The organism is Mycolicibacter longobardus (assembly GCF_002102265.1).
In the GTDB taxonomy this organism is placed as follows: Bacteria; Actinomycetota; Actinomycetes; order Mycobacteriales; family Mycobacteriaceae; genus Mycobacterium; species Mycobacterium longobardum.
On record NZ_LQPG01000022.1, the window covers coordinates 22,617 to 44,691 of the forward strand.

A 22,075-nucleotide genomic window follows, 5' to 3' on the forward strand; every position below is an offset into this window, starting at 1 on the left:
GCCTCGTCGCATAACATCGAGGCTCGTGTCCTCCCCCCACGATCAGTCCAGGGACCAGCCCCAGCAGCGTTATCGGTTCGCCCGGCTGATCGCGGTGGTCGCAGGCATCACCGGCGTGCTGCTGTGCGGCCTCACCCCGCTGCTCCCGGTCCGACAGACCACTGCCACCATCGCCTGGCCGCAGGGCGTCAACGCCGACGGCCACGTCACCGACGTCACCGCCCCCCTGGTCTCCGGCGCGCCCCGCAGCCTGGACATCACCATCCCCTGCTCCGCGATCGCCTCGCTGCCGGAGAAGGGCGGCCTGGTGCTGTCCACCGTGCCGGCCGGCGGCGTGGACGCCACCGCGCACGGCCTGTTCGTGCGGGCCAACAAGACGGTCGTGTTCGCGGCCTATCGCGACCACGTGGCCGCGGCCGCCTCCCGGGACAAGATCGCCGGCTGCAGCGAGCTGCACCTGTGGGCGGATACGGGCGGTGTCGGCGCGGACTTCGTCGGCATTCCCGGCGCATCCGGCAGCCTGCCTCCCGAGAACAAGCCGCAGATCGGCGGCATCTTCACCGAGCTGGAGATCGGCCCGCAGCCCGGCTTGAGCGCCCGCATCGACGTCGACACCCGGTTCATCACCGCACCCACCACCCTCAAGGCCGGGGTGATGGCGCTGGGCGTGCTCGCGGTACTGGCGTCGATCCTCGCGCTGGCGGTCCTGGACGGGCCCCGGCGTCGACGTGCCAGGTCCAAGGTCCACACCGTGACCCGACTCGCCGACGTCGGTGTGCTGGGGACCCTGGCGCTGTGGCACGTCATCGGCGCCATCTCCAGCGACGACGGCTACAACCTGACGATGGCGCGCAACGTCGCGCACGCCGGTTATGTCGCCAACTACTACCGGTTCTTCGGCGCCAGCGAGGCCCCGTTCGACTGGTATCCGTCGCTGCTGGGCCAGCTGAGCACGGTCAGCACCGCCGGGGTGTGGATGCGCCTGCCCGCCACCCTCGCCGGGATGGCCTGCTGGCTGATCATCAGCCGCCGCATCCTGCCCCGGCTGGGCCGGCTGTCGGGCAACCGGGTGGCGGTGTTCACCGCGGCGATGATGTTCGCGGCGGCGTGGCTGCCGTTCAACAACGGCCTGCGCCCGGAGCCGCTGATCGCGCTGGGGACCCTGGTGGTCTGGATGCTGGTGGAACGCACCATCGCCACCCGCCGGCTGGTGCCGACTGCGCTGGCAATCGTGGTGGCGGTCTTCAGCGTCACGCTGGCCCCGCACGGACTGATCGCGCTGGCCCCGCTGCTGACCGGCTCCCGGGCCATCGAGGCGGTGATCCGCAAGCGCCGGGCCGTCGACGGTCTGGCCGCACCGCTGACGGTGCTGGCCGCGGCGGCCTCGGTGCTCGCCGTGGTGGTGTGCCGGTCCCAGACCCTGGCCGCAGTCGCCGAGTCGGCCCGGATCAAATACGTGGTCGGCCCCACCATCGCCTGGTACCAGGAGTTCCTGCGCTACTACTTCCTGACCGTCGAAGAGAACGTCGACGCCTCCCTGACCCGCCGGTTCGCCGTGCTGGTGCTGCTGTTCTGCATGTTCGCCATGCTGGTGGTGCTGCTGCGCCGCGGCCGCATCGCCGGGGTGGCCAGCGGCCCGGCCTGGCGGCTGATCGGCTCGACCGCGGTGGGCCTGCTGCTGCTGACCTTCACCCCGACCAAGTGGGCGGTGCAGTTCGGCGCGTTCGCCGGGCTGGGCGGGGCGCTGGCCGCGCTCACCGCGTTCACCTTCGCCCGGGTGGGCCTGCACAGCCGACGCAACATGACCCTGTACGTGACGGCGCTGTTGTTCCTGGTGGCGGTGGCGACCTCCGGGGTCAACGGCTGGTTCTACGTCGGCGGCTACGGCGTGCCGTGGTTCGACATTCCCCCGGTGATCGCCAGCCGGCCGGTCACCTCGATGTTCCTGGCGCTCTCGATCGCCACCGGCCTGCTGGCCGGCTGGCAGCACTTCCGGCTGGACTACGCCGGGCACACCGAGGTGGCACCGACGCGGCGCAACCGGATCCTGGCCTCGACGCCGCTGCTGGTGCTCGCCACCTTGATGGTGCTGCTGATGGTCGGCTCGATGGCCAAGGCCGCCGCCGGCCGCTACCCGGCCTACACCACCGCCAGGGCCAACGTCGACGCCCTGAAGTCCGGTTTGAGCAGCTGCGCCATGGCCGACGACGTACTGGCCGAGCCGGACACCAATGCCGGTCTGCTGCAACCGGTTCCGGGTCAGAGCTACGGGGAGCTGGGCCCGCTCGGCGGGTCCGACCCGTACGGCTTCGACCCCAACGCCGTCGATGATGACCTGACCTCGCTGGCCGTGATCGCCAAGCCGGGTGTGCCCAACGCCGACGCCTCGCCCAACAAGCCCAGCGCCAACCAGAGCGACGCCGCCGGCACCGCCGGCGGCACGATCCCCGACGACGCTCCCGACGGGGTGAACGGCTCCCGGGTGGCACTGCCGTTCGGCCTGGACCCGTCGGTCACGCCGGTGCTCGGGTCCTACAAGGAGCAGGTCGCCGCGCACGCCACCTCGGTCTGGTACCAACTGCCGGAGCGGTCGGCAGACCGGGCACCGATTGTCGTCGTGACCGCCGCGGGCGCCATCTGGTCGCACGGTGAGGACGGCAAGCTCGACTACGGCCAGCCGTTGAAACTGGAGTTCGGCACCACTGCCGACAAAGACGCAGACGGCACAGTGAAGTCGCAGGGCCAGGTGGAGCCGATCGACATCGGGCCGCAGAACTCGTGGCGCAACCTGCGCTTCCCGCTGGCCTGGGCGCCGCCGGGCACCGACGTGGTGCGCATCGTCGCCAACGACCCGAACCTGTCCACCGAGCAGTGGATCGCGTTCACCCCGCCGCGGGTGCCGGTGGTCAAGACCATCAGTGAGTTGATGGGCTCGCAGACCCCGGTGCTGATGGACATCGCAGTCGCGGCGAACTTCCCGTGCCAGCGGCCCTTCACCGAGCACCTGGGCGTTGCCGAGCTGCCGGAGTACCGGATCATGCCCGACCACAAGCAGACCGCGGCGTCGTCGAACCTGTGGCAGTCCGCCGAGGACGGCGGGCCGTTCATGATCACCCAGGCGATGTTGTGGACGACCACCGTCCCGACCTATCTGCGCGATGACTGGTATCGCGACTGGGGTGCGGTGGAGGCCTACCACCGCCTGATCCCCGCCAAGACCGCGCCCGACGCCGTCATCGACCAGGGCACCATGACCGTTACCGGCTGGAGCCGGCCCGGACCGATTCGAGCACTGCCATGACGCCGCCCGTGACCGACCGTGACCTGAGACTGACCCGCTGGGTGGCGACCGTCGCCGGCCTGGTCGGCTTCCTCCTGGCGGTGGCCACTCCGCTGCTGCCGGTGGTGCAGACCACCGCGACGCTCAACTGGCCGCAGCACGGGGAGCTGAACAGCGTCACCGCGCCGCTGATCTCCCAGACACCGATCTCGATGTCGGTGAAAGCGCCGTGCGCGCTGGTGCGCGAACTGCCCGCCGAGGGCGGCACGCTGCTGAGCACGGCCCCGGCCAAGGGCAAGGACGCCGCCCTCAACGGGTTGTTCATCAGCGTCACCGAAAAGCGCGTCGACGTCACCGACCGCAACGTGGTGCTGGCCACCGCGCCGCGGGCCAAGGTGGAAGGACCGGGCTGTACCGACATCGAGGTCACCTCGTCGCACGCCGGAACCTTCGCCACCATCGGCGGGGTCACGCAGCGCTACGGCTGGCCCGACCCGAACCTGCGTCCGCAGATCGTCGGGGTGTTCACCGACCTGACCGGTCCGGCGCCGGACGGCCTGTCGCTGACCGCCGACATCGACACCCGGTTCTCCACCAAGCCGACGGTGCTCAAGCGGGCCGCGATCTTCGCGGCGATCCTCGCCACGGTGATCGCGGTGCTGGCCCTGTGGCGCATGGACCGGCTCGACGGTCGCCGGATGCACCGGCTGATCCCGAGCCGCTGGCGGTTCTTCTCGCTTGCCGACGTCGTGGTGGTGCTCGGGTTCGTGGTCTGGTACGTGATAGGCGCGAACTCCTCCGACGACGGCTACATCCTCGGCATGGCCCGGGTGGCCGACCACGCGGGCTACATGAGCAACTACTTCCGCTGGTTCGGCAGCCCCGAGGACCCGTTCGGCTGGTACTACAACCTGCTGGCGTTGATGACGCACGTGTCCGACGCCAGCATCTGGATCCGGCTGCCGGATCTGGTCGCCGGGCTGGTGTGCTGGCTGCTGCTGAGCCGCGAGGTGCTGCCCCGGTTCGGCCCGGCGGTGGCGGCCAGCAAGCCCGCGCTGTGGGCGGCCGGGATGGTGCTGCTGGCGGCGTGGATGCCGTTCAACAACGGCCTGCGGCCCGAGGGGATCATCGCGGTCGGATCGCTGATCACCTACGTGCTGGTGGAGCGGGCGATCATCTCCGGCCGGCTGACACCGGCCGCGCTGGCGATCATCTGCGCGGCGTTCACCCTGGGCATTCAGCCGACCGGGCTGATCGCGGTTGCCGCCCTGCTGGCCGCCGGCCGGCCCTTGCTGCGAATCCTGGTGCGCCGCCATCGTCTGGTGGGCACCTGGCCGCTGGTGGCGCCACTGCTGGCCGCCGGCGCGATCATCCTGACCGTGGTCTTCGCCGACCAGACGGTGCGGGCGGTGCTGGAAGCCACCAGGATTCGCACCGCGATCGGTCCCAGCCAGGCCTGGTACACCGAGAACCTGCGCTACTACTACCTGATCCTGCCCACCGTCGACGGCTCGCTGTCCCGGCGGTTCGGCTTCCTGATCTGCGCGCTGTGCCTGTTCACCGCGATGTTCATCATGTTGCGGCGCAAGCGGATCGCCGGCGTCGCCAGCGGACCGGTGTGGCGGCTGATGGGCGTCATCCTGGCGACCATGTTCTCGCTGATGTTCGCCCCCACCAAGTGGGTGCACCACTTCGGGCTGTTCGCCGCGGTGGCCGGGGCGATGGCCGCGCTGACCACCGTGCTGGTCTCTCGACAAGTGGTGCGCTGGTCGCGCAACAGGATGGCGTTCGCCGCGGCGGTGCTGTTCGTGCTGGCGCTGTGTTTCGCCACCACCAACGGCTGGTGGTACGTCTCCAGCTACGGGGTTCCGTTCAACGCCGACATGCCGCGGATCGGCGGGATCACGGTCAGCACCATCTTCTTCGCCCTGTTCGCCATCACCGCCGGGTGGGCGGCCTACCTGCACTTCGCCCCGCGTGACCGCGGTGAGGGCCGGCTGGCCCGGGCGCTGACCGCCGCCCCGGTGCCGGTGGCCGCCGGGTTCATGGTGTGCGTGTTCGTCGCCTCGATGGTGGCCGGGATCATTCGCGAATACCCCAGCTACTCCAACGGTTTGGCCAACGTGCGGGCCTTCGTCGGCGGCTGCGGACAGGCCGACAACGTGCTGGTCGAACCCGACCCCAACGACGGCGCGCTGACCCCGCTGCCCGGCATGTACGGCGAGCTGGGGCCGCTCGGCGGCTCCGATCCGGTCGGGTTCACCGCCGGCGGCGTGCCGGAGAAGGTGGTGGCAGAAGCGCTGCGGATGTCGATCACCCAGCCGGGCACCGACTACGACTGGGACGCCCCCAAGAAATTGCCGGCGGCTGGAATCAATGGCTCCAGGGTCCCTTTGCCTTACGGGCTGGACCCGGCGCGGATTCCGCTGGCCGGCAGCTACAGCACCGACGGCCAGCAGGAGTCCAAGCTGACCTCCGCCTGGTACGCACTACCCAAGGCCGACGCCGCGCACCCACTGGTAGCGGTGACCGCGGCGGGCACCATCGCCGGCAACAGCGTGCTCAAGGGCTACACCACCGGTCAGGACGTGCAGCTGGAGTACGGACTGCCCGGCCCGGACGGTGTCCCGGTCGCCGGTGGCCGACTGGTGCCCTACGACCTGTTCGGCGAGTGGCCGAAGATGTGGCGCAACCTGCGCTACCCGCGGTCGCAGATCCCCGCCGACGCCGTCGCGGTTCGCATTGTCGCCGTGGACAAGTCGCTGAACCCGCGGGACTGGATCGCGTTCACCCCGCCCCGGCTGCCCGAGGTGAAGACCATCCAGGAGTACATCGGCTCGGAACAGCCGGTGCTGCTGGACTGGGCGGTGGGCCTGGCGTTCCCGTGTCAGCACCCGATGCTGCACGCCAACGGCGTCACCGAGGTGCCCAAGTACCGGATCACCCCGGACTACAACGCCAAGAAGCAGGACACCGACACCTGGCAGGACGGGGTCAACGGCGGGCTGCTGGGCATCTCGGACATGTTGCTGCGGGCGCACGTGATGGCCACGTACCTCAACCACGACTGGGGCCGGGACTGGGGCTCGCTGCGTAAGTTCGACGAGGTCGCCCCGGCGTCGCCGGCCGAGCTGGAACTGGGCAGCGCCACCCGCAGCGGCTGGTGGTCACCGGGCGAGATCCGTATCCAGCCCTGACCCCCTCAGGCGCGAGCGTGCGTGTCTGTACCGCGACACGCCACCGCAGTCGTCATTCTGTGCACGCTCGCGGTCGGGGCCACCCGCTGATTGGCGATCACGACCGCCAGCTCCCGCTCGAGCTCGCCCTGCACTCCCGGGATCCCGGTGCCACGCAGTGAGCAGCCGGCCGTCTCCGGCAGGAACCGCAGCGCGGCAAGCCCGATGACCGCCGCGAGCACCAGGTAGCCGGCCGGGAACAGTTGCCACCCGGTGTGTTCGATGACCGAATCGACCACCACCGGCGCCGTGCCGCCGAACACCGCCACGGCCGCGTTGTCGGCGATCGCGAACCCCGCATAACGCACCTGGGTGGGGAACATCGCCGGGAACGTCGCCGCGACCGTCGCCAGCGGCGCGGCGAACAGGACGCTCAGCACCGTGAAACCCACTATCGCGAAGGCGAATCCCTGTCCCATCAGCCAGTACATCGGCAATGCCAGCGCGGCGAACCCCAGCAGCGACCCACGCCACAGCGGCTTGCGGCCGATCCGGTCGGACCAGGCGCCGGCGAACGGGATGCAGGCCAGCATCGCCAACTGGCCGACCAGCACCACCGCCGTCCTGCTGCGCTCGTCGAGTCCGGCCGAGGCGTGCAGATAGGTCGGCTGGTAGGTCACCAGCGTGTACTCGATGATGTTCAGCGCGACGACCATTGCGCATGTCACTGCGATCGGCCGGGTGTAGTTGGTCAGCAGGTCCACCAGGCGGTCCCAGGCCGACCCGGTGATCGCCTCGGAGGCAACGCACTCGGTGAACACCGGCGTCTCCTGCATCCGGCTGCGCAGCACCAAACCGATCACGCCCAGGGGCAGGGCGAGCAGGAACGGGATCCGCCAGCCCCACGCGGCCATCTGCTCATGGGTGAGCATCGCCTCCAGCGCGAGTACGACGGCACTGCCGAACACGAAGCCGGCGACCGCGCCGAACTCCAGGAAACTGCCGTAGGCGCCGCGTTTGTCGTCGGGCGCACTTTCGGCCATAAACGTTGCGGCACCGCCGTATTCGCCCCCGGTGGAGAAACCCTGCACAACTCGCAGAGCGATCAGCAGTCCCGGCGCCCACCAACCCGCGGTGGCATAGGTGGGCAGTACGCCGATCAGCGTGGTGGCCACCGCGATCAGCAGAATCGTCGTGACCAGCACCGACTTCCGTCCGAACCGGTCCCCGATCGGCCCCCAGACCAGCCCGCCCAGCGGTCGCAGCACGAAGGACACCGCGAAGCCGAGCATGGTCCCTAGGCTGCCCAGCGCGTCGGGAAAGAACGCCCCGGTGAGATAGGTGGCCACCACGGCATAGACCCCGTAGTCATACCACTCCGTCGCGTTGCCGACCGCCGAGGCCACAATCGCCTTGCGCAACACGCGTTTACGTTCATCGGCGGCGCTGCGACGCCCTCCTCCGGCCGGTGCCGACGGTCTCGGCGCCGGCAACAGCAGGCTCACAGCACCTCGCCGCTAAGACACCCGCTGCCAGTACGCACCCAGCCCCCACTCGTCACACGCCCGAAGATTCGCACAGCGATCCGCGCAGCCCGGAATCACGTTCCGGCCCTGCCCAATTGGAACCTCAGCGGTCAGCCCTGTCCGGGATCGCCTGGGGGAAACGATAATTGCTTTGTGGCGAAAGTGGCTGGTGTTGCTGAAGCGTTACGCAACACTTACCCACCCGATACCGCGATTCGGTGTGTCCGAGACGGTGATGGCGTACCACGACACGCCGCGAACGTGCGCAGATGCACACGAGGTACCGGCGTGTCGCGGTACAAACACGCACGCTCGCGCAAGCGGGGGGTACCCCAGCTCGCGGCGAAAGGGACCCTAGGAGGCTTCTGCCCAGTAGGCCGGGTCCAGGTATTGGCCGATCAGCGAATCCCACATCAGGTTCGTCAGGCTGTTGAGCAGCTCCGGCACCGAACCTCCGCCGAGGCCCATAGCCTCGCCGGCCGCAATCAGGTTCGCGAAGGCGGGATCGTCGGCCGGGTCCAGCCACTGATAGGTCGCCGGGTCCATCAAGCCGGCAACGAAGTTGTCCCAGCCGGTCTGCGCCGCCACGGCCAACGCGGCGTTGAACTCCGTCCAGTCGACGTCCTGCGAGCCGAGTGAGAACATCGTCGGCTGGTCGGCCGGGCCGTCATACCAGCCGTGTTCGATGTTGCCGTAGCCGAGGTTCACCAGGATCCGCATGGTCGGTTCCAGCAGGTCGTAGAGCGGCTTTCCGAATACGGGCGTGAACAGCAGCGGCAACAGCAGCGGGAGGTGCTCGCTGGGCACCATGTAGGAGTTGATCAGGCTGTCGGGACTGGACTCCAGCAGGATCGCCTGCTCAAGCTGCTCGGAAGTCAGTCCGAGGTAGGCCATGTGCTGCGTAGCCATACCCATGATCGCGTTCAGGGTGGCCAGGATGTTCAGCGGGTAGTGCGGGAAGGCCGCGTAGCCGTCGTACTCCAAGGTGTAGATGTCGGTGGCGTACAGATCGTTGGGCGTCGGGTTGCCCAACGTGACGCCGGCATCCCGCATGGCGTCGTAGAAGTCCTGCATCTCTTCGAAACCGACCAGCAGGCCGCCGTTCGGGTTCGCCGAATTGCCGATCAACACGAAGCGCACGGCGTCAGTCGACACCCCGGCGTCATAAAGCTGCTGCATGGCCAGCGTGGTCAGCGCGGCACTCTGCGAGTAGCCGAAGACCGTCACCGGGTTGTCGGCGCCGAACGGCCCGTCCACGACCAGGCTCTGCACCCTCTCAACCAGAGCCTGCGCGCCCTGGGTCATGGAGTCATCCAGCAAATAGGGTGCCTGCGGCGTGGTCAGTACCTCGAGTTCGCCGGCGAAACCGCGCGGCTGCAGAAAGAGGTTGTTCACGATGTCGGCGTACTGCTGGCTCGGCGTCGGGACCATGCTCGGACCCATGATCAGCGCGAGACCCGAATTCGCGAGGGAATCCTCGCCGGCCGACAGCAGTACGCCGGCATGGCCGGGAGCTGCGGGCAGCGACGTCAGCTGCGGGGCAACGCCGATGCCGGCCACCAGCGTGACGGCGCTCAGGGCGATTCGTAGAGCGGGCCGTGCCGCGGCTGCATCAAACATCGAAACTTCCTCGCCCCCGACTCAAGCCTTCACATCAACGTGGCTCTATCGAAAGCGATGATTTCAATCACACTCTGTTATGTCAAATTAAGGTACGCCCGCGGGGGCTTCCCCAATCTCACCAGGCACAACGCCCCCGGAGCGGGGTCATCGGGCGTGGCGTACGCTGAGCGTTAACTTAAATCTTTAGATGGGCAGCAGGCCGTGCTTGCGCTGCACCTTGGGGAAGTTCTGCTTGTCGCGCAGCAGCCGCAGCGACTTGCGCAGCAGCAACCGGGTCTCGTGCGGCTGGATCACCGCGTCGATGTAGCCGCGCTCGGCGGCGGTCCACGGGATCGCCATGTTCTCGTTGTAGCCGTCGATGAAGTCCTGCTTGATCTTCTGCACCTCGGGCGCGGTCGGATCCGGGAAGCGCTTCACCAGCAGCTGGGCCGCACCGTCGGCGCCGATCACCGCGATGCGGGCCGTCGGCCAGGCGAAGTTCAGGTCCGCGGAGAGCTGCTTGGAGCCCATCACCGCGTAGCCGCCGCCGTAGGCCTTGCGGATGATGATCGTCACCTTGGGCACGTCGGCCTCGACGATCGCGTTGAAGAACCGGCCACCGCGCTTGATGATCCCGTTCTTCTCCTCCGACACCCCGGGCATGGCGCCGGGGGTGTCGACGACGAAGACCAGCGGCAGATTGTAGGAGTCGCAGAACCGGATGAAGCTGGCCGCCTTGTCGGAGGCCTCGGTGTCGACCGCCCCGGACATGAACATCGGCTGGTTGGCGATCACCCCGACCGGCTGCCCGTCGACCCGGGCGAACGCGGTGATCATCGCCTTCCCGCGCTGCTCGGAGATCTCGAAGACATCGCCGTCGTCGAAGATCCGCAGCAGGATCTCGTGCATGTCGTAGGCGGTGTTGTCCGCGTCCGGCACGATCGAGTCCAGCTCCAGGTCGTGCGGGGTGATCTCCGGCTCCAGGCCGGGGTTGACGATCGGCGGGTCGTCGAAGTGGTTGGCCGGCAGGAACGACAGGTAGTCGCGCACGTACTGGAACGCCGCCGCCTCGTCCTCGACCACCTTGTGGATGTTGCCCCGCTGCGCCTGCGCGTCGGCTCCGCCGAGCTCGTCGAACGTCACGTCCTCGCCGGTGACGTCCTTGATCACGTCGGGCCCGGTGATGAACATGTAGCCCTGATCGCGAACCGCCACCAAGAGGTCAGTCTGGATCGGCGAATACACCGCTCCCCCAGCGCATTTGCCCAAGATGATGGAGATCTCCGGCACCAGGCCGCGCAGCATCTCATGGCGGCGGCCCAGCTCGGCATACCAGGCCAGCGAGGTCACCGCGTCCTGGATGCGGGCGCCGGCGGAGTCGTTGATCCCGATGATCGGGCAGCCCACCATGGCCACCCATTCCATCAGCTTGGCGACCTTGCGGCCGAACATCTCCCCGACCGAACCCTGGAAGACGGTCTGGTCGTGGCTGAACACTCCGACGGGACGGCCGTTGATCCTGCCGTGGCCGGTGACCACGCCGTCGCCGTAGAGCGCGTTCGGGTCACCGGGCGTCTTGCACAGCGCACCGATCTCCAGGAAGGAGCCTGGGTCCAGCAGCGCATGGATCCGGTCGCGGGCGCTGGGGATGCCCTTCTTGGCCCGCTTGGCGACGGCCGCCTCACCGCCGGGTTCCTTGGCCAGCTCCAGCTTTTCGCGGAGCTCGGCCAGCAGTTCGGCGGTGGTCTTGTTCGTCACGCGCGCTCGCTCTCGGCTTGGATACGGCCCAGCGCCTCGCTCATGTGGGCGCCCACTTTGGCAATGTACGGCTCATCGATGGCCTGAATGTGCTCGCCCCCGATGTGCACGATCTCGAGGTCCTTGACGTACTCGCCCCAGCCGCCATCGGGCTTGCGGGTCGCGTAGGCGGGCTCGAAGACGATGGCGTCGTCGTGGTAGCGGTCGGCCATGTAGAGGGTGACGTGCCCGTCGTAGGGCTGGATCTCGATGGTGTCCAGCGCCCGGTTGTCCAGGTAGGACGTGCGCTGGTGCTCGATGATGCCGCCCGGGATCTGCACACCGCTCTGCGAGACGACCTCCAGAACGAACTTGACCTGGCCCTCGTCGTCGAGCTTCTCCAGCTCCTCGTAAGGGATTTCGGGAACCTCGACGTTGAAGGTGCGCTCGGCGAACCGGGCGTAGCGGTCCCAGCGGGCGCGCATCCCCTCTTTGCTCTGGTCGATCGGCTCGCCCGGCAGCACCAGGTCGATCAGCCCGACGTAGCGCACATCGGCCCCGGCCCGCTGCAGCCCGATCGCGCACGCGTAGGCCAGTGCCCCGCCCAGCGACCACCCGGCCAGCACGAAGGGGCCGTCATGCAGCTCCAGCAGCTTGGGCACGTACTCGGCGGCGCGCTCCTCGATGGAGCCCTCCACCCGCTCGATGCCATACACCGGAAGGTCGGCGGGCAGGCGCTTCATCAGCGGTTCGTAGACCACGGTCGAACCGCCCGCCGGGTGGAACACGAACAGCGGAACCTGGTTCGAGCCTTCAGGTTTGGCGCGCAGGGTGCGGACGAAACCGTCCACCACGCCTTCCTCGAGCTGGTCGCGAACGATGGTCGCCAGCCCCTCGATGGTGGTGGCCGACTTCACGTCGTCGACGGTCACGATGCCCTCGGCCCGTTCGGACAGCCGCGCGGACATCTGCTCGGCCGCGGAGTCGTCGAGGGCGGGCAGCTCGTTGAAGATGCCGCCCGGCGACTTGCCGGTGACGATCGCCCAGGTGGCGAACGTGACGCGTTCGGCGGCATCACGCGGGGGCACGTCGGCGCCCAGCGCCTCGGTGACCGCCTCCTGGGTGAGCACCTTGGCGGCCGCAGCGGCGGCGGTCTTGGTGCTGACGCCGCTGGTGTTGGCGGCCGGTCCGGAAGGATCGGTGGGCGGCGGTGGGATCGGGATGTCCGACGGTGGCGGTGCCGCAGCGGGTTCGGGAGCCGGGGCCACCGCAGCCGGGGCGTCTCCGGCCGACTCCGCCGCCTTGGCCGCGGCTAGGATCGCGGCCTGCTCCGCGGCGATCTCCTCCGCCGTCTGGGTCTGCTGGTGCTCGTGCAGCGCCTCGACCTCGTCGCGGTGCTCGACCGCGTAGCGGATCATCTCCTCTACGTTGTAGAGGTTCGCGTCGCGGACCGCGGTCAGCTGGATCGGCGGCAGGTCGAAGTCGTACTCGACCCGGTTCTTGATCCGCACGGCCATCAGCGAATCCAGGCCCAGCTCGATCAGCGGCACCTCCCACGGCAGGTCCTCTGGCTCGTAGCCCATCGCACCGCCGACGATCGCTCCCAACCGATCCGCGATGGTCTCGCCGCATTCCGGCGACCACTTGGCGAAACCGGCGGCCAAACCTGCTCCGGCGGTGAGGTTGTCGTGCAGGATCTCGGCGTCGGGCTGTTCCTCGGGCTCGGCCACGGGAGCCACCGCGGTGTCCGCCACCGCGGTGCCGGCACCGACGGCTACCGGCAGCACGCCCGCCGCCCCGCCACGGCTGACCAGCGCGTCGTAGACCAGCGTGAACGACTCACCGATGCGGGAATGCACCTGCACGGCCGCCCCACCCGGGTGCCGGGTCAGCGTCGTCACCAGCCGGGAGCCCTCGGCCGGCACCGCGCGCTGTTCGGAGGCCACCAAAGCGGAATCCGGAATGACCGCCGCCGCAGCGGCTTTCACCAGCGCGCCCAAGTCGGTCTCACCGCGACCGGCGTACTCGAAGACGTGCCGACCGTCCGGCAGCGCCACGTGCGAGCCGGGCATGACACCGGTGGCGTCGCCGGAGAAACGGGCGTCCAGCCAGTGCGGCTTGCGCCTGAAGTGCGTCGGCGGGATGTTGGCGAACTCCGCCGGGCTGACCGGTCCCTCGACGTCACGCGGGAACAGCGTGCGGAAGTCGAGGTCGTGGCCGTAGACGTAGAGCTGGGCCATCGCCATCGTCATCGCGTCGAGGTCGTCGGTCTTGCGGGCCAGCGTGGCGATCAATTGCGCGTCGTGCAGACCGGCGGACGCCGTCGTCAATCCCACCTGCATGAGCGCCACCGGGTTGGGCGCCAGTTCCAGGAAGGTGGTGTAGCCGTTGTCGACGGCGTTGCGGACGCCGTGGGTGAAGTAGACGCTGTGGCGCATCCCCTTCTTCCAGTAGTCCACGTCGTGGATCGGTTCGCCGCCGGGCTTGACGTAGCTGCCCTCATGCACGGTGGAGAAGATGCCGATGCTGGGCGTGTGCGGCTCGATGCCCTGCAGTTCGGCGGAGAACTCGCCGAGCAGCGGGTCCATCTGCGAGGTGTGGCCGGCGCCCTTGGTCTGCAGCTTGCGGGCGAAGCGGCCCTCGGCCTCGGCGCGGGCGACGATCGCGTCGATCTGCTCGGGCGGACCGCCGATCACGGTCTGGCTGGGCGCGGCGTAGACGCACACTTCCAGGTCGGGGAAGTCGGCGAACACCGTCTTGAGTTCGTCGGCCGAGTACTCCACCAGCGCCATGAACCGGATGTACTCGCCGAACAGCATCGCTTCGCCCTCGCCCATCAGATGTGCGCGCGAGGCGATCACCCGGCAGGCGTCGGCCAGCGACAGTCCGCCGGAGAAGTACGCCGACGCGGGCTCGCCCAGCGACTGGCCGATGACGGCGGCCGGGCGCGCCCCATGATGCTTGAGCACCTCACCGAGCGCGATCTGGATGGCGAAGATGACGACGTTGGAGGTCTCGATCCCGTACTCATGCGAGTCGTCGAGGATCAGCTCCAGCACCGAGTAGCCGCGCTCGTCCTGGATCAGCGCGTCGACCTTTTCGATCCACTCGGCGAAGACCTTGTCGCGCAGGTAGAGGTTCTTGCCCATCTTGCGGTGCTGGGCGCCGAAGCCGGCCATCACCCAGACCGGCCCGTTGGTGACCGGGCCGTCGGCGGAGTAGACGTTCGGCTTCTGCTTGCCCTCGGCGACCGCGCGCAGGCCGGCGATGGCCTCATCGTGGTCGTGGGCCAGCACCACCGCGCGGGAACGACCGTGGTTGCGGCGCGACAATGACCGTCCGATGGACGTCAGCGGGGTGGCCCGGCCTTCTTCGCTGTCGATCCAGTCGGCCAGCTCGGCCGCGGCGGCCTTCTTGCGGGAGGTCAGAAACGCCGAGATCGCCAGCGGGATCAGCGGTTTCACGGCTTCTTCTGCATCCAGCTCGGCCAGCGCCTCGTCGCGCAGCCGCAGCGCCTCGTCGGTCAGGCCGGGCAGCTCGTACTCAGGCTCCTCGGCGGATCCCTCGGGGTGGATGAACTCGCCGTACTCATCGAAGCGCGGCGCCTCGTGTTCGACTGCCGGCTCAGCGTCCTGCGAAACCTCTTCAGCGGCAGCCTCTTCGGGCTGCGGCTCACGCTCGATCACATCGCGCGGCAACACCTCGCGCACCACCAGGTGTGCGTTGGCCCCGCCGAATCCGAAGCCGGACACCCCGGCCACCGCGTACCCGCTATAACGCGGCCAGTCGGTGACGGTGTCGGCCACCTTCAGATGGGTGGCGCCGAAGTCGATGTAGGGGTTGGGTCCGGCGTAGTTGATCGACGGCGGGATCTTGTCGTGCTGCAGGGCGAGCACGATCTTGGCCAGGCTGGCCGCACCGGCCGCCGACTCCAGATGTCCCAGATTGGATTTCACCGCGCCCAGCAAGGCGGGCTTGTCGGCGGCACGGCCCCGGCCGACCACCCGGCCCAGCGCCTCGGCCTCGATCGGGTCACCCAGGATGGTGCCAGTCCCGTGCGCCTCGATGTAGTCGACGGTGCGCGGATCGATGCCGGCGTTCTTGTAGGCCTTGCGCAGCACGGCGGCCTGGGCGTCCGGGTTGGGGGCCAGCAGGCCGTTGGAGCGGCCGTCGTGGTTGACCGCGGAGCCGGCGATCACCGCCAGGATCTGGTCGCCGTCGCGGCGCGCGTCCTCGACTCGCTTGAGCACCAGCACGCCGCCGCCCTCCGAGCGCGCGTAGCCGTCGGCGTCGGACGAGAACGACTTGATCCGGCCGTCGGGTGACAGCACCCCGCCGACCTCGTCGAAACCAACCGTCACCAGCGGGGTGATAAGGGCGTTGACGCCACCGGCGACCGCCACGTCGGCCTCGCCGTTGCGCAGCGCCTGCACCGCCTGATGGACCGCCACCAGCGATGACGAGCACGCGGTGTCGACGGCCACCGACGGCCCGCGAAAGTCGTAGAAGTAGCTCACCCGGTTGGCGATGATCGAACTCGCGTTGCCGGTGATCGCGTACGGGTGGGTGACGCTCGGGTCGGACAGCGCCAGGTTCTGATAGTCGGCGTTCGACGAGCCCATGTAAACCGCAACCGCTTCGCCGCGCAGCGCCGACGCCGGGATGCGGGCGTGTTCCAGTGCCTCCCAGGTCAATTCGAGCGCCATCCGCTGCTGCGGGTCGATGTTGTCGGCCTCCATCTTCGACAGCGCGAAGAACTCGGCGTCGAAGCCCTTGATGTCGGACAGGTAGCCACCGCGGGTGCGCGCCTTGCTGACCCGCTCGGCCACCCGCGGCTCCTCCAGGAACTCCGACCAGCGGCCCTCGGGCAGGTCGGTGATCGCGTCGAACCCCGCCAGCAACTTCTCCCAGGTCTCCTCGGGGGAGTTCATGTCGCCCGGGAAGCGAGTGGCCAGACCGACCACCGCGATGTCATCGACATCAGCCTCCCGCGACCAGTCCTCGCCGTCGGAATCGTCCACCACCACCGGCTCGCCCTCGATGATCACCGTGGCCAGCGCCTCGATCGTCGGGTGCCGGAACGCCACCGTGGCCGACAGCGTCACCCCGGTGAAGTCCTCGATGTCGGAGGCCATCGCCACCGCGTCGCGCGACGACAGTCCCAGTTCGATCAGCGGAGCGGTCTCGTTGATCTTGTCCGGCGACTGGGCGGTGGCGTTGGCCACCCAGTTGCGCAGCCAGGCCCGCATGTCGGCGACGGTCAGGTCGGTGCGACTGGTGCCGCGCAGGGTCGCGTCGTCGCCGGTCATGTGCGGTGCCTCGCTCATCTGGGGGTTAGACCTCGTCGGGGTAGGCGTTCGGGCCGGTGGTGCCGCCACGCAGGCTGCCGTCCAGGTAGGCGGCCCGGCAGGCGCGGCGACCGATCTTGCCGCTGGAAGTACGCGGCACGGTGCCCGCCGACACCAGCAGCACGTCACGCACGGTCACGCCGTGGCGCACCGCGATCGCCGCGCGAATGTCGTCGGCGATGGGCTGGTACTCCAACTTGTGCGCGCCCGGGGCGCGCTCGGCGACGATCACCAGCTGCTCGGAGCTGTCCTCCGGGTCGAACTTCAGCCCGGAGTGCGGGTTGTCGAACGCCGCCTGCGGCAGCTGGTTGGCCGGCACCGAGAACGCCGCGACGTAGCCGGCCCGCAGCGCCCGGCTGGCCTCCTGCGCGGAGTACTCCAGATCCTGCGGGTAGTGGTTGCGGCCGTCCACGATCACCAGGTCCTTGACCCGGCCGGTGATGTAGAGGTCGTCGTTGTAATAGGCGCCGTAGTCGCCGGTGCGCACCCAGAAGCCGTTCTCGTCGGAGCCCTCGGCACGCGACGGGTTGGTCCGCGACTTGAGCACATTCTGGAAGGTGTCAACCGTTTCTTGCTCACGGTTCCAATAGCCGACGCCCATGTTGTTGCCCTGCAGCCAGATCTCGCCGATCTGGCCGTCGGGCAGCTCCGCGCCGGTCTCGTAGTCGACGATCACCGCCCACTGGTCCACCGACACCCGACCGGCCGAGGCCTGGCTGACCGCGTTGGGGGCGTCGGCGGGCACCTCGACGAACCGGTTGCCGTTGTTCAACTCCTCCCGGTCGACGTAGACCACGCGCGGGCCCTCGTCCGGCGGGGTGGTGGACACGAACAGGGTGGCCTCCGCCAGCCCGTAGGACGGCTTGATCGCCTCCTCGCGGAACCCGTACGGGCCGAAGGCCTCGTTGAACTTGCGCACCGAGGCCGCCGACACCGGCTCACTGCCGTTGAGGATCGCCCGGACGTTGCTCAGGTCCAGTGGCGGGTCACCCTCCTTGGGCAGCCCGCGGGCAGCAGCGTGCTCGAAGGCGAAGTTCGGGGCCACCGAGAAGCACTCACCGGTATCGCCCTCTTTACGGGCCATCTCCTTGATCCACCGGTAGGGCCGGCGGACGAATGCCGCCGGGGTCATGAAGGTGAACTGCTGGCCCAGCACGCACGACAGCAGGATCGTGACCAGGCCCATGTCGTGGAAGAACGGCAGCCAGGTGACACCGCGGTCGCCTTCCCGGCCCTTGAGGGAATCCAGCAGTTGGACGACGTTGGTGGGCAGGTTCAGGTGGCTGATCTTCACGCCGGTCGGGGTGCGGGTGGAGCCGGAGGTGTACTGCAGGTAGGCGATCGCTTCCCGGTCGGCTTCGGGCATCACCCAGGTCGATCCCACCTCGGCGGGCACCGCGTCGACCGCGATGACACGCGGGCGGGCGTTGGCCGGGCGGCTGCGGAAGAACTTCCGCACCCCCTCGGCCGAGTCGCTGGTGGTCAGCACCGCCGACGGGGTGCAGTCGTCGAGCACGGCGTGCAGCCGACCCACGTGACCCGGCTCGCCCGGGTCGAACAGCGGCACCGCGATACGGCCGGAGTACATGATCCCGAAGAACGACACCAGATAGTCCAGGTTCTGGGGGCACAGGATCGCCACCCGATCACCGGGTTCGGTGACCTGTTGCAGCCGGGCGCCGACCGCGCGGTTGCGGGCACCGAAGTCCGCCCAGGAGATGTCGCGCGCCAAGCCGTCACGCTCGGTGGAGTAGTCCAGGAACCGGTACGCCAGCTTCTCGCCACGCAGCGCCGCCCAGCGTTCGACGGTCCGTACCAGGTTGGCGTTGTCCGGGAACCGGATCTTGCCGTCCTTGATGAAGGGGTTGTGGTAAGCGGCCTGTGTTGCCGGGGCCATGCAAAATCTCCTGTCACGAACATACGTTCAGTCAGCTGCCGGGCGCGTCTGGCCACGCTGGTGCGTTACATCGCGCGGGCCCGGGACCTCACAGATGGTAATGGGTTTCCGATACCCGACGATGCGATGCCGCCCCGCGGCCGCGCGCCGCCGCTCTTAAATTGCTCTTAATGTTAGAGGTCGGTGGGGCCCATGCCAAATCAAACGGTACCGCGTGTGACGCCGGTCTCGGGGTTCCCGCGGCGGCTTCAGCCGTGTGGCGGATGCGGCGCGTTGTCGACGAGGTCGCGGGCCCAGTTCAGCGTCCACTGCGTGGCGGACTGGCCGTCGTGGTTCCAGAAGTCGACGGTGGCGTACATCGCATGCACCGGCTGACCGGCACCCCCGGCCAGCGTCTCCAGGGTAGCCGGCAGCCTGCCCACGCTGAACGCCTCGCGCGGAGCGGCGCAGATCAGGTCCCCGCGTGCGCAGATCTCGTTGGTGCGCTGGTCCAGATCGCCGAAACCGCCCTCGCGGGCGCCGGTCATGGTCAGTCCCATCCCGGACAGGATCGGCAGCTCGTGCAGGGTCACCTCGGCACCCTGGCCCGGCGGGGTCGGCGGCACGTCTACACCGCTGCCCGGTCCGACCTGGCGGCGGCCGTCGGCGATCAGCGTCACCCCCAGCACCAGGTCCTCGTCGACCGGGCCGCGCCCGTTGCCGATGTCGCTGGCGACGTCACCGGCGATCACCGCGCCCTGCGAGAAGCCGACCAGCACGTAACTGGTCAGCGGGCACCTGTCGTTCATCTCCGTCATCGCCTTGACCGTGGCGCGGGTCCCCTCGGCCCGGCTGTCGTTGTAGCTCATCTGCTTGTCGGCCGACAGCGGGTTATGGAACTGCGCGGTGTAGGGCACGGTGTAGGTCTGCACGCGGGACGCGTCGAACTGCTCGGCGATCGGGCGGGTGACCGTGAGCAGCAGCGCTATCGGGAACTGCGTGGGGTTCAGCGGGTCATCGGTGGGCGACGTCTCCCAGGTGCCGGGCACCGACACCAGTTGCACGTCCGGGCAGCTGGCGTCCTGATAGGCCGGGCGGGGCTTCTTGATCCGCGGCGGCACCGAGCTGGTCGGCGGGACGCCCCCGGAGGGCTGTTCGGCGATCGGCGGTGTGTCCGGGCGGCGGATCCAGATCACCAGCGCCACGGCTACCAGCGCCACCACCAAGGCCATCGAGCCGGCTGCGATCCAGGCGAGGACGCGGCGACGGTCACGCGGCGACTTGCGTGGGGACTTGCGTGGGGTTTTCCGTGCATTCTTGGCCATATTGCCTATCACGGTACAGATCGGCGGCCTCGGCCATTGACTCTGCGCCCACGGCGGCCCCTACTCGAACTTTCCCGCCGTGAGCGCAGAGTCAACGCCAAATTAACGGATCGCGCCGACGATCTCGCCGACCATCGCCCCCAACTGCGAGGACCACGAGCCCCAGCCGTTGTCCCCGGCCGAGAAGTCGAAATGCCCGTTCTTGCCGCGCACCTGGCGGTACTGCATGTTGAAGTACCGCCCGCTGCCGGTCGCCTCGGACGGGTCGCCGATCATCGCGGCCGGGTTGGAGGCGCCGCCCATCGGGTTGTAGATCCACACCCGGGTGTTGTTCTGCGCCAGCAGGGTGGCGTGCACGGTCGGGTCGTGCCACTTCCAGCGGCCCAGCTGGGGCGCGCCCCACATGCCGTACGGGTCCACCCCGCCGAAGTTCTCCAGGCCGGCGCTGATGACACCGCTCTCGGTGGTGTTGGACGGGCCGAGGAAGCCCGACATCGAGCCGGCGAAGCCGAACCGGTCCGGGTGGAAGGTGGCCAGCGCCAGCGCCCCGTAGCCGCCCTGGGCGGCACCGACCACGGCGTGACCGCCCGGCGCCAGGCCCCGGTTGGCGGCCAGCCAGTCCGGCAGCTCGGACGACAGGAAGGTGTCCCACTGCTTGCTGCCGTCCTGCTCCCAGTTGGTGTACATGCTGTAGGCCCCACCGGCCGGCGCCACCACCGAGACGCCCTTGCCGGCCAAGGTGTTCATGGCGTTGCCCGCGGTCACCCAGTTGCTCACGTCGGGGTGGGCGTCGAAGGCGTCCAGCAGGTACACGGCGTGCGGTCCCTGGTTGAGGAACGCCACCGGGATGTCACGGCCCATCGACGGCGACGGCACCATCAGGTTCTCGAACTGTGCCGCGTGCGCGGTGGAGGCGACCGTCGTGCCACCACTCCACATCCCCAGCATCAGCACGGCCACGCATAGCGTCCGCAGCAGCTTCGACAGTCCGCTCATATCCACCTCGCTCGTCGGCACAGATTTGTGGTGATCCCACCCGCTGGTCGCGCGCCCCGACCACGCAAGGTAGTCAATCACACAGCGCTCGCGGGCAGGGCAGGAAATGACCGACGGCGGCGACCCTGAGGTCGCCGCCGTCGGCATAGCGTTTCTACGCCGGGCTACTAGCCCGCGGTGCTCTCGCCGCTCGACGGCGAAGCGCCCAGGTGCGCCTGCAGGTCAGGCTTCATCGCCTGCAGCTGCTGGCCCCAGTACTCCCACGAGTGGGTGCCGTACTCCGGGAAGTGGAAGACGGCGTTGTTGCCGCCGGCCGCGGTGTAGAGCTCCTGGAACTTCTTGTTCGCGCCGATCATGAAGTTCTGCTCCAGGAAGACGGCCGGGATGTTGTCGCCGCCCAGCTCGTTGGCCTTGCCGTTGCCGCAGAACACCCACAGGCGGGTGTTGTTGGCCACCAGCTTGTCGACGTTGACCGTCGGGTCGTTGCGCAGCCACGCCGGGTCGCTGTCGTCGCCCCACATGTCGTTCTTCTTGTAGCCGCCCGCGTCGCCCATCGACAGCCCGATCCAGCCCTTACCGGTGGACGGGTTGAGGTAACCCGACAGCGAACCGGCGTAGGTGAACTGGTTGGGGTGGTAGATGGCCAGCGTCATGGCCGAGGAGCCGGCCATCGACAGGCCGACCGCCGCGTTGCTGGACTGGCTCACGCCGTACTCCGAGGCCAGGTAGGCCGGCAGCTCGCTGGTGAGGAAGGTCTCCCACTTGTAGGTGGAGCAACCCGCCTTGCCGCAGGCCGGCTTGTACCAGTCGCTGTAGAAGCTGGACTGGCCACCGACCGGCATGATCACCGAGATGCCCGAGTTGAGGTACCACTCGAACGCCGGGGTGTTGATGTCCCAGCCGTTGAAGTCGTCCTGGGCCCGCATGCCGTCCAGCAGGTACAGGCCCGGCGAACCGGAACCGCCCGGCTGGAACTGGACCTTGATGTCACGACCCATGCCCGCCGAGGGCACTTGCAGGTACTCGACCGGCAGACCCGGCCGGGAGAAGGCATTGGCCTCTGCGGTACCGACGACACCGACCAGTCCCGTCAACAGGGCCGCGCCGCTGGCGGCGACCATCAACCTGTCAAGCAACTTCATCCTTGGCATCCTCATTCGTATTCGTTGCCGTAGCTCATAGGTGGCCCGAGTCGGACCCGATCTGCGC

General features: G+C 68.7%; 10 protein-coding genes. 2 read left to right on the top strand and 8 right to left on the bottom strand.

What is annotated here, in order from left to right; translation table 11 throughout:
• Positions 1-25 precede the first annotated feature (25 nt).
• The gene (locus tag AWC16_RS12430; protein ID WP_085265064.1) at positions 26-3,301 is read left to right on the top strand and encodes an arabinosyltransferase domain-containing protein; all 3,276 of its coding nucleotides are present in this window, start codon (positions 26-28) and stop codon (positions 3,299-3,301) included.
• Positions 3,298-6,477, top strand: a complete 3,180-nt coding sequence (locus tag AWC16_RS12435; RefSeq protein WP_085265065.1) for an arabinosyltransferase domain-containing protein — start codon at positions 3,298-3,300, stop codon at positions 6,475-6,477. The genes AWC16_RS12430 and AWC16_RS12435 overlap by 4 nt, the downstream gene beginning before the upstream one ends.
• A 5-nt stretch (positions 6,478-6,482) precedes the next feature.
• On the opposite strand, the gene AWC16_RS12440 is transcribed toward AWC16_RS12435, so the two are convergent.
• The 8 genes from AWC16_RS12440 to AWC16_RS12475 form a co-directional block, all read right to left on the bottom strand.
• Entirely contained in the window at positions 6,483-7,961 is a 1,479-nt protein-coding gene (locus AWC16_RS12440; RefSeq protein WP_085265066.1) for an MFS transporter, read from the bottom strand.
• 375 nt (positions 7,962-8,336) lie between these two features.
• Positions 8,337-9,602 (bottom strand): PE-PPE domain-containing protein, encoded by a 1,266-nt coding sequence (locus tag AWC16_RS12445; protein WP_234812243.1) that lies wholly within the window; start codon positions 9,600-9,602, stop codon positions 8,337-8,339.
• A 186-nt stretch (positions 9,603-9,788) separates the two neighbouring features.
• Positions 9,789-11,342, bottom strand: a complete 1,554-nt coding sequence (locus AWC16_RS12450; RefSeq protein WP_085265067.1) for an acyl-CoA carboxylase subunit beta — start codon at positions 11,340-11,342, stop codon at positions 9,789-9,791.
• A complete protein-coding gene (pks13, locus tag AWC16_RS12455; RefSeq protein ID WP_234812253.1) occupies positions 11,339-16,630 on the bottom strand; it encodes a polyketide synthase Pks13 in 5,292 nt (1,763 codons plus the stop codon). The genes AWC16_RS12450 and pks13 overlap by 4 nt, the downstream gene beginning before the upstream one ends.
• A gap of 25 nt (positions 16,631-16,655) precedes the next feature.
• Complete coding sequence (gene fadD32, locus AWC16_RS12460; RefSeq protein WP_085265069.1) at positions 16,656-18,566, bottom strand: long-chain-fatty-acid--AMP ligase FadD32; 1,911 nt, start codon at positions 18,564-18,566, stop codon at positions 16,656-16,658.
• 248 nt (positions 18,567-18,814) lie between these two features.
• On the bottom strand, positions 18,815-19,870 hold the full coding sequence (gene culp6 / locus AWC16_RS12465) for a carboxylesterase Culp6 (protein WP_085265070.1): 1,056 nt from the start codon (positions 19,868-19,870) through the stop codon (positions 18,815-18,817).
• Between the two features lie 102 nt (positions 19,871-19,972).
• Positions 19,973-20,866, bottom strand: coding sequence for an esterase family protein (locus AWC16_RS12470; protein ID WP_085265071.1), 894 nt, complete (start codon positions 20,864-20,866; stop codon positions 19,973-19,975).
• 167 nt (positions 20,867-21,033) lie between these two features.
• Complete coding sequence (locus tag AWC16_RS12475; protein WP_085265194.1) at positions 21,034-22,017, bottom strand: esterase family protein; 984 nt, start codon at positions 22,015-22,017, stop codon at positions 21,034-21,036.
• Positions 22,018-22,075 lie beyond the last annotated feature (58 nt).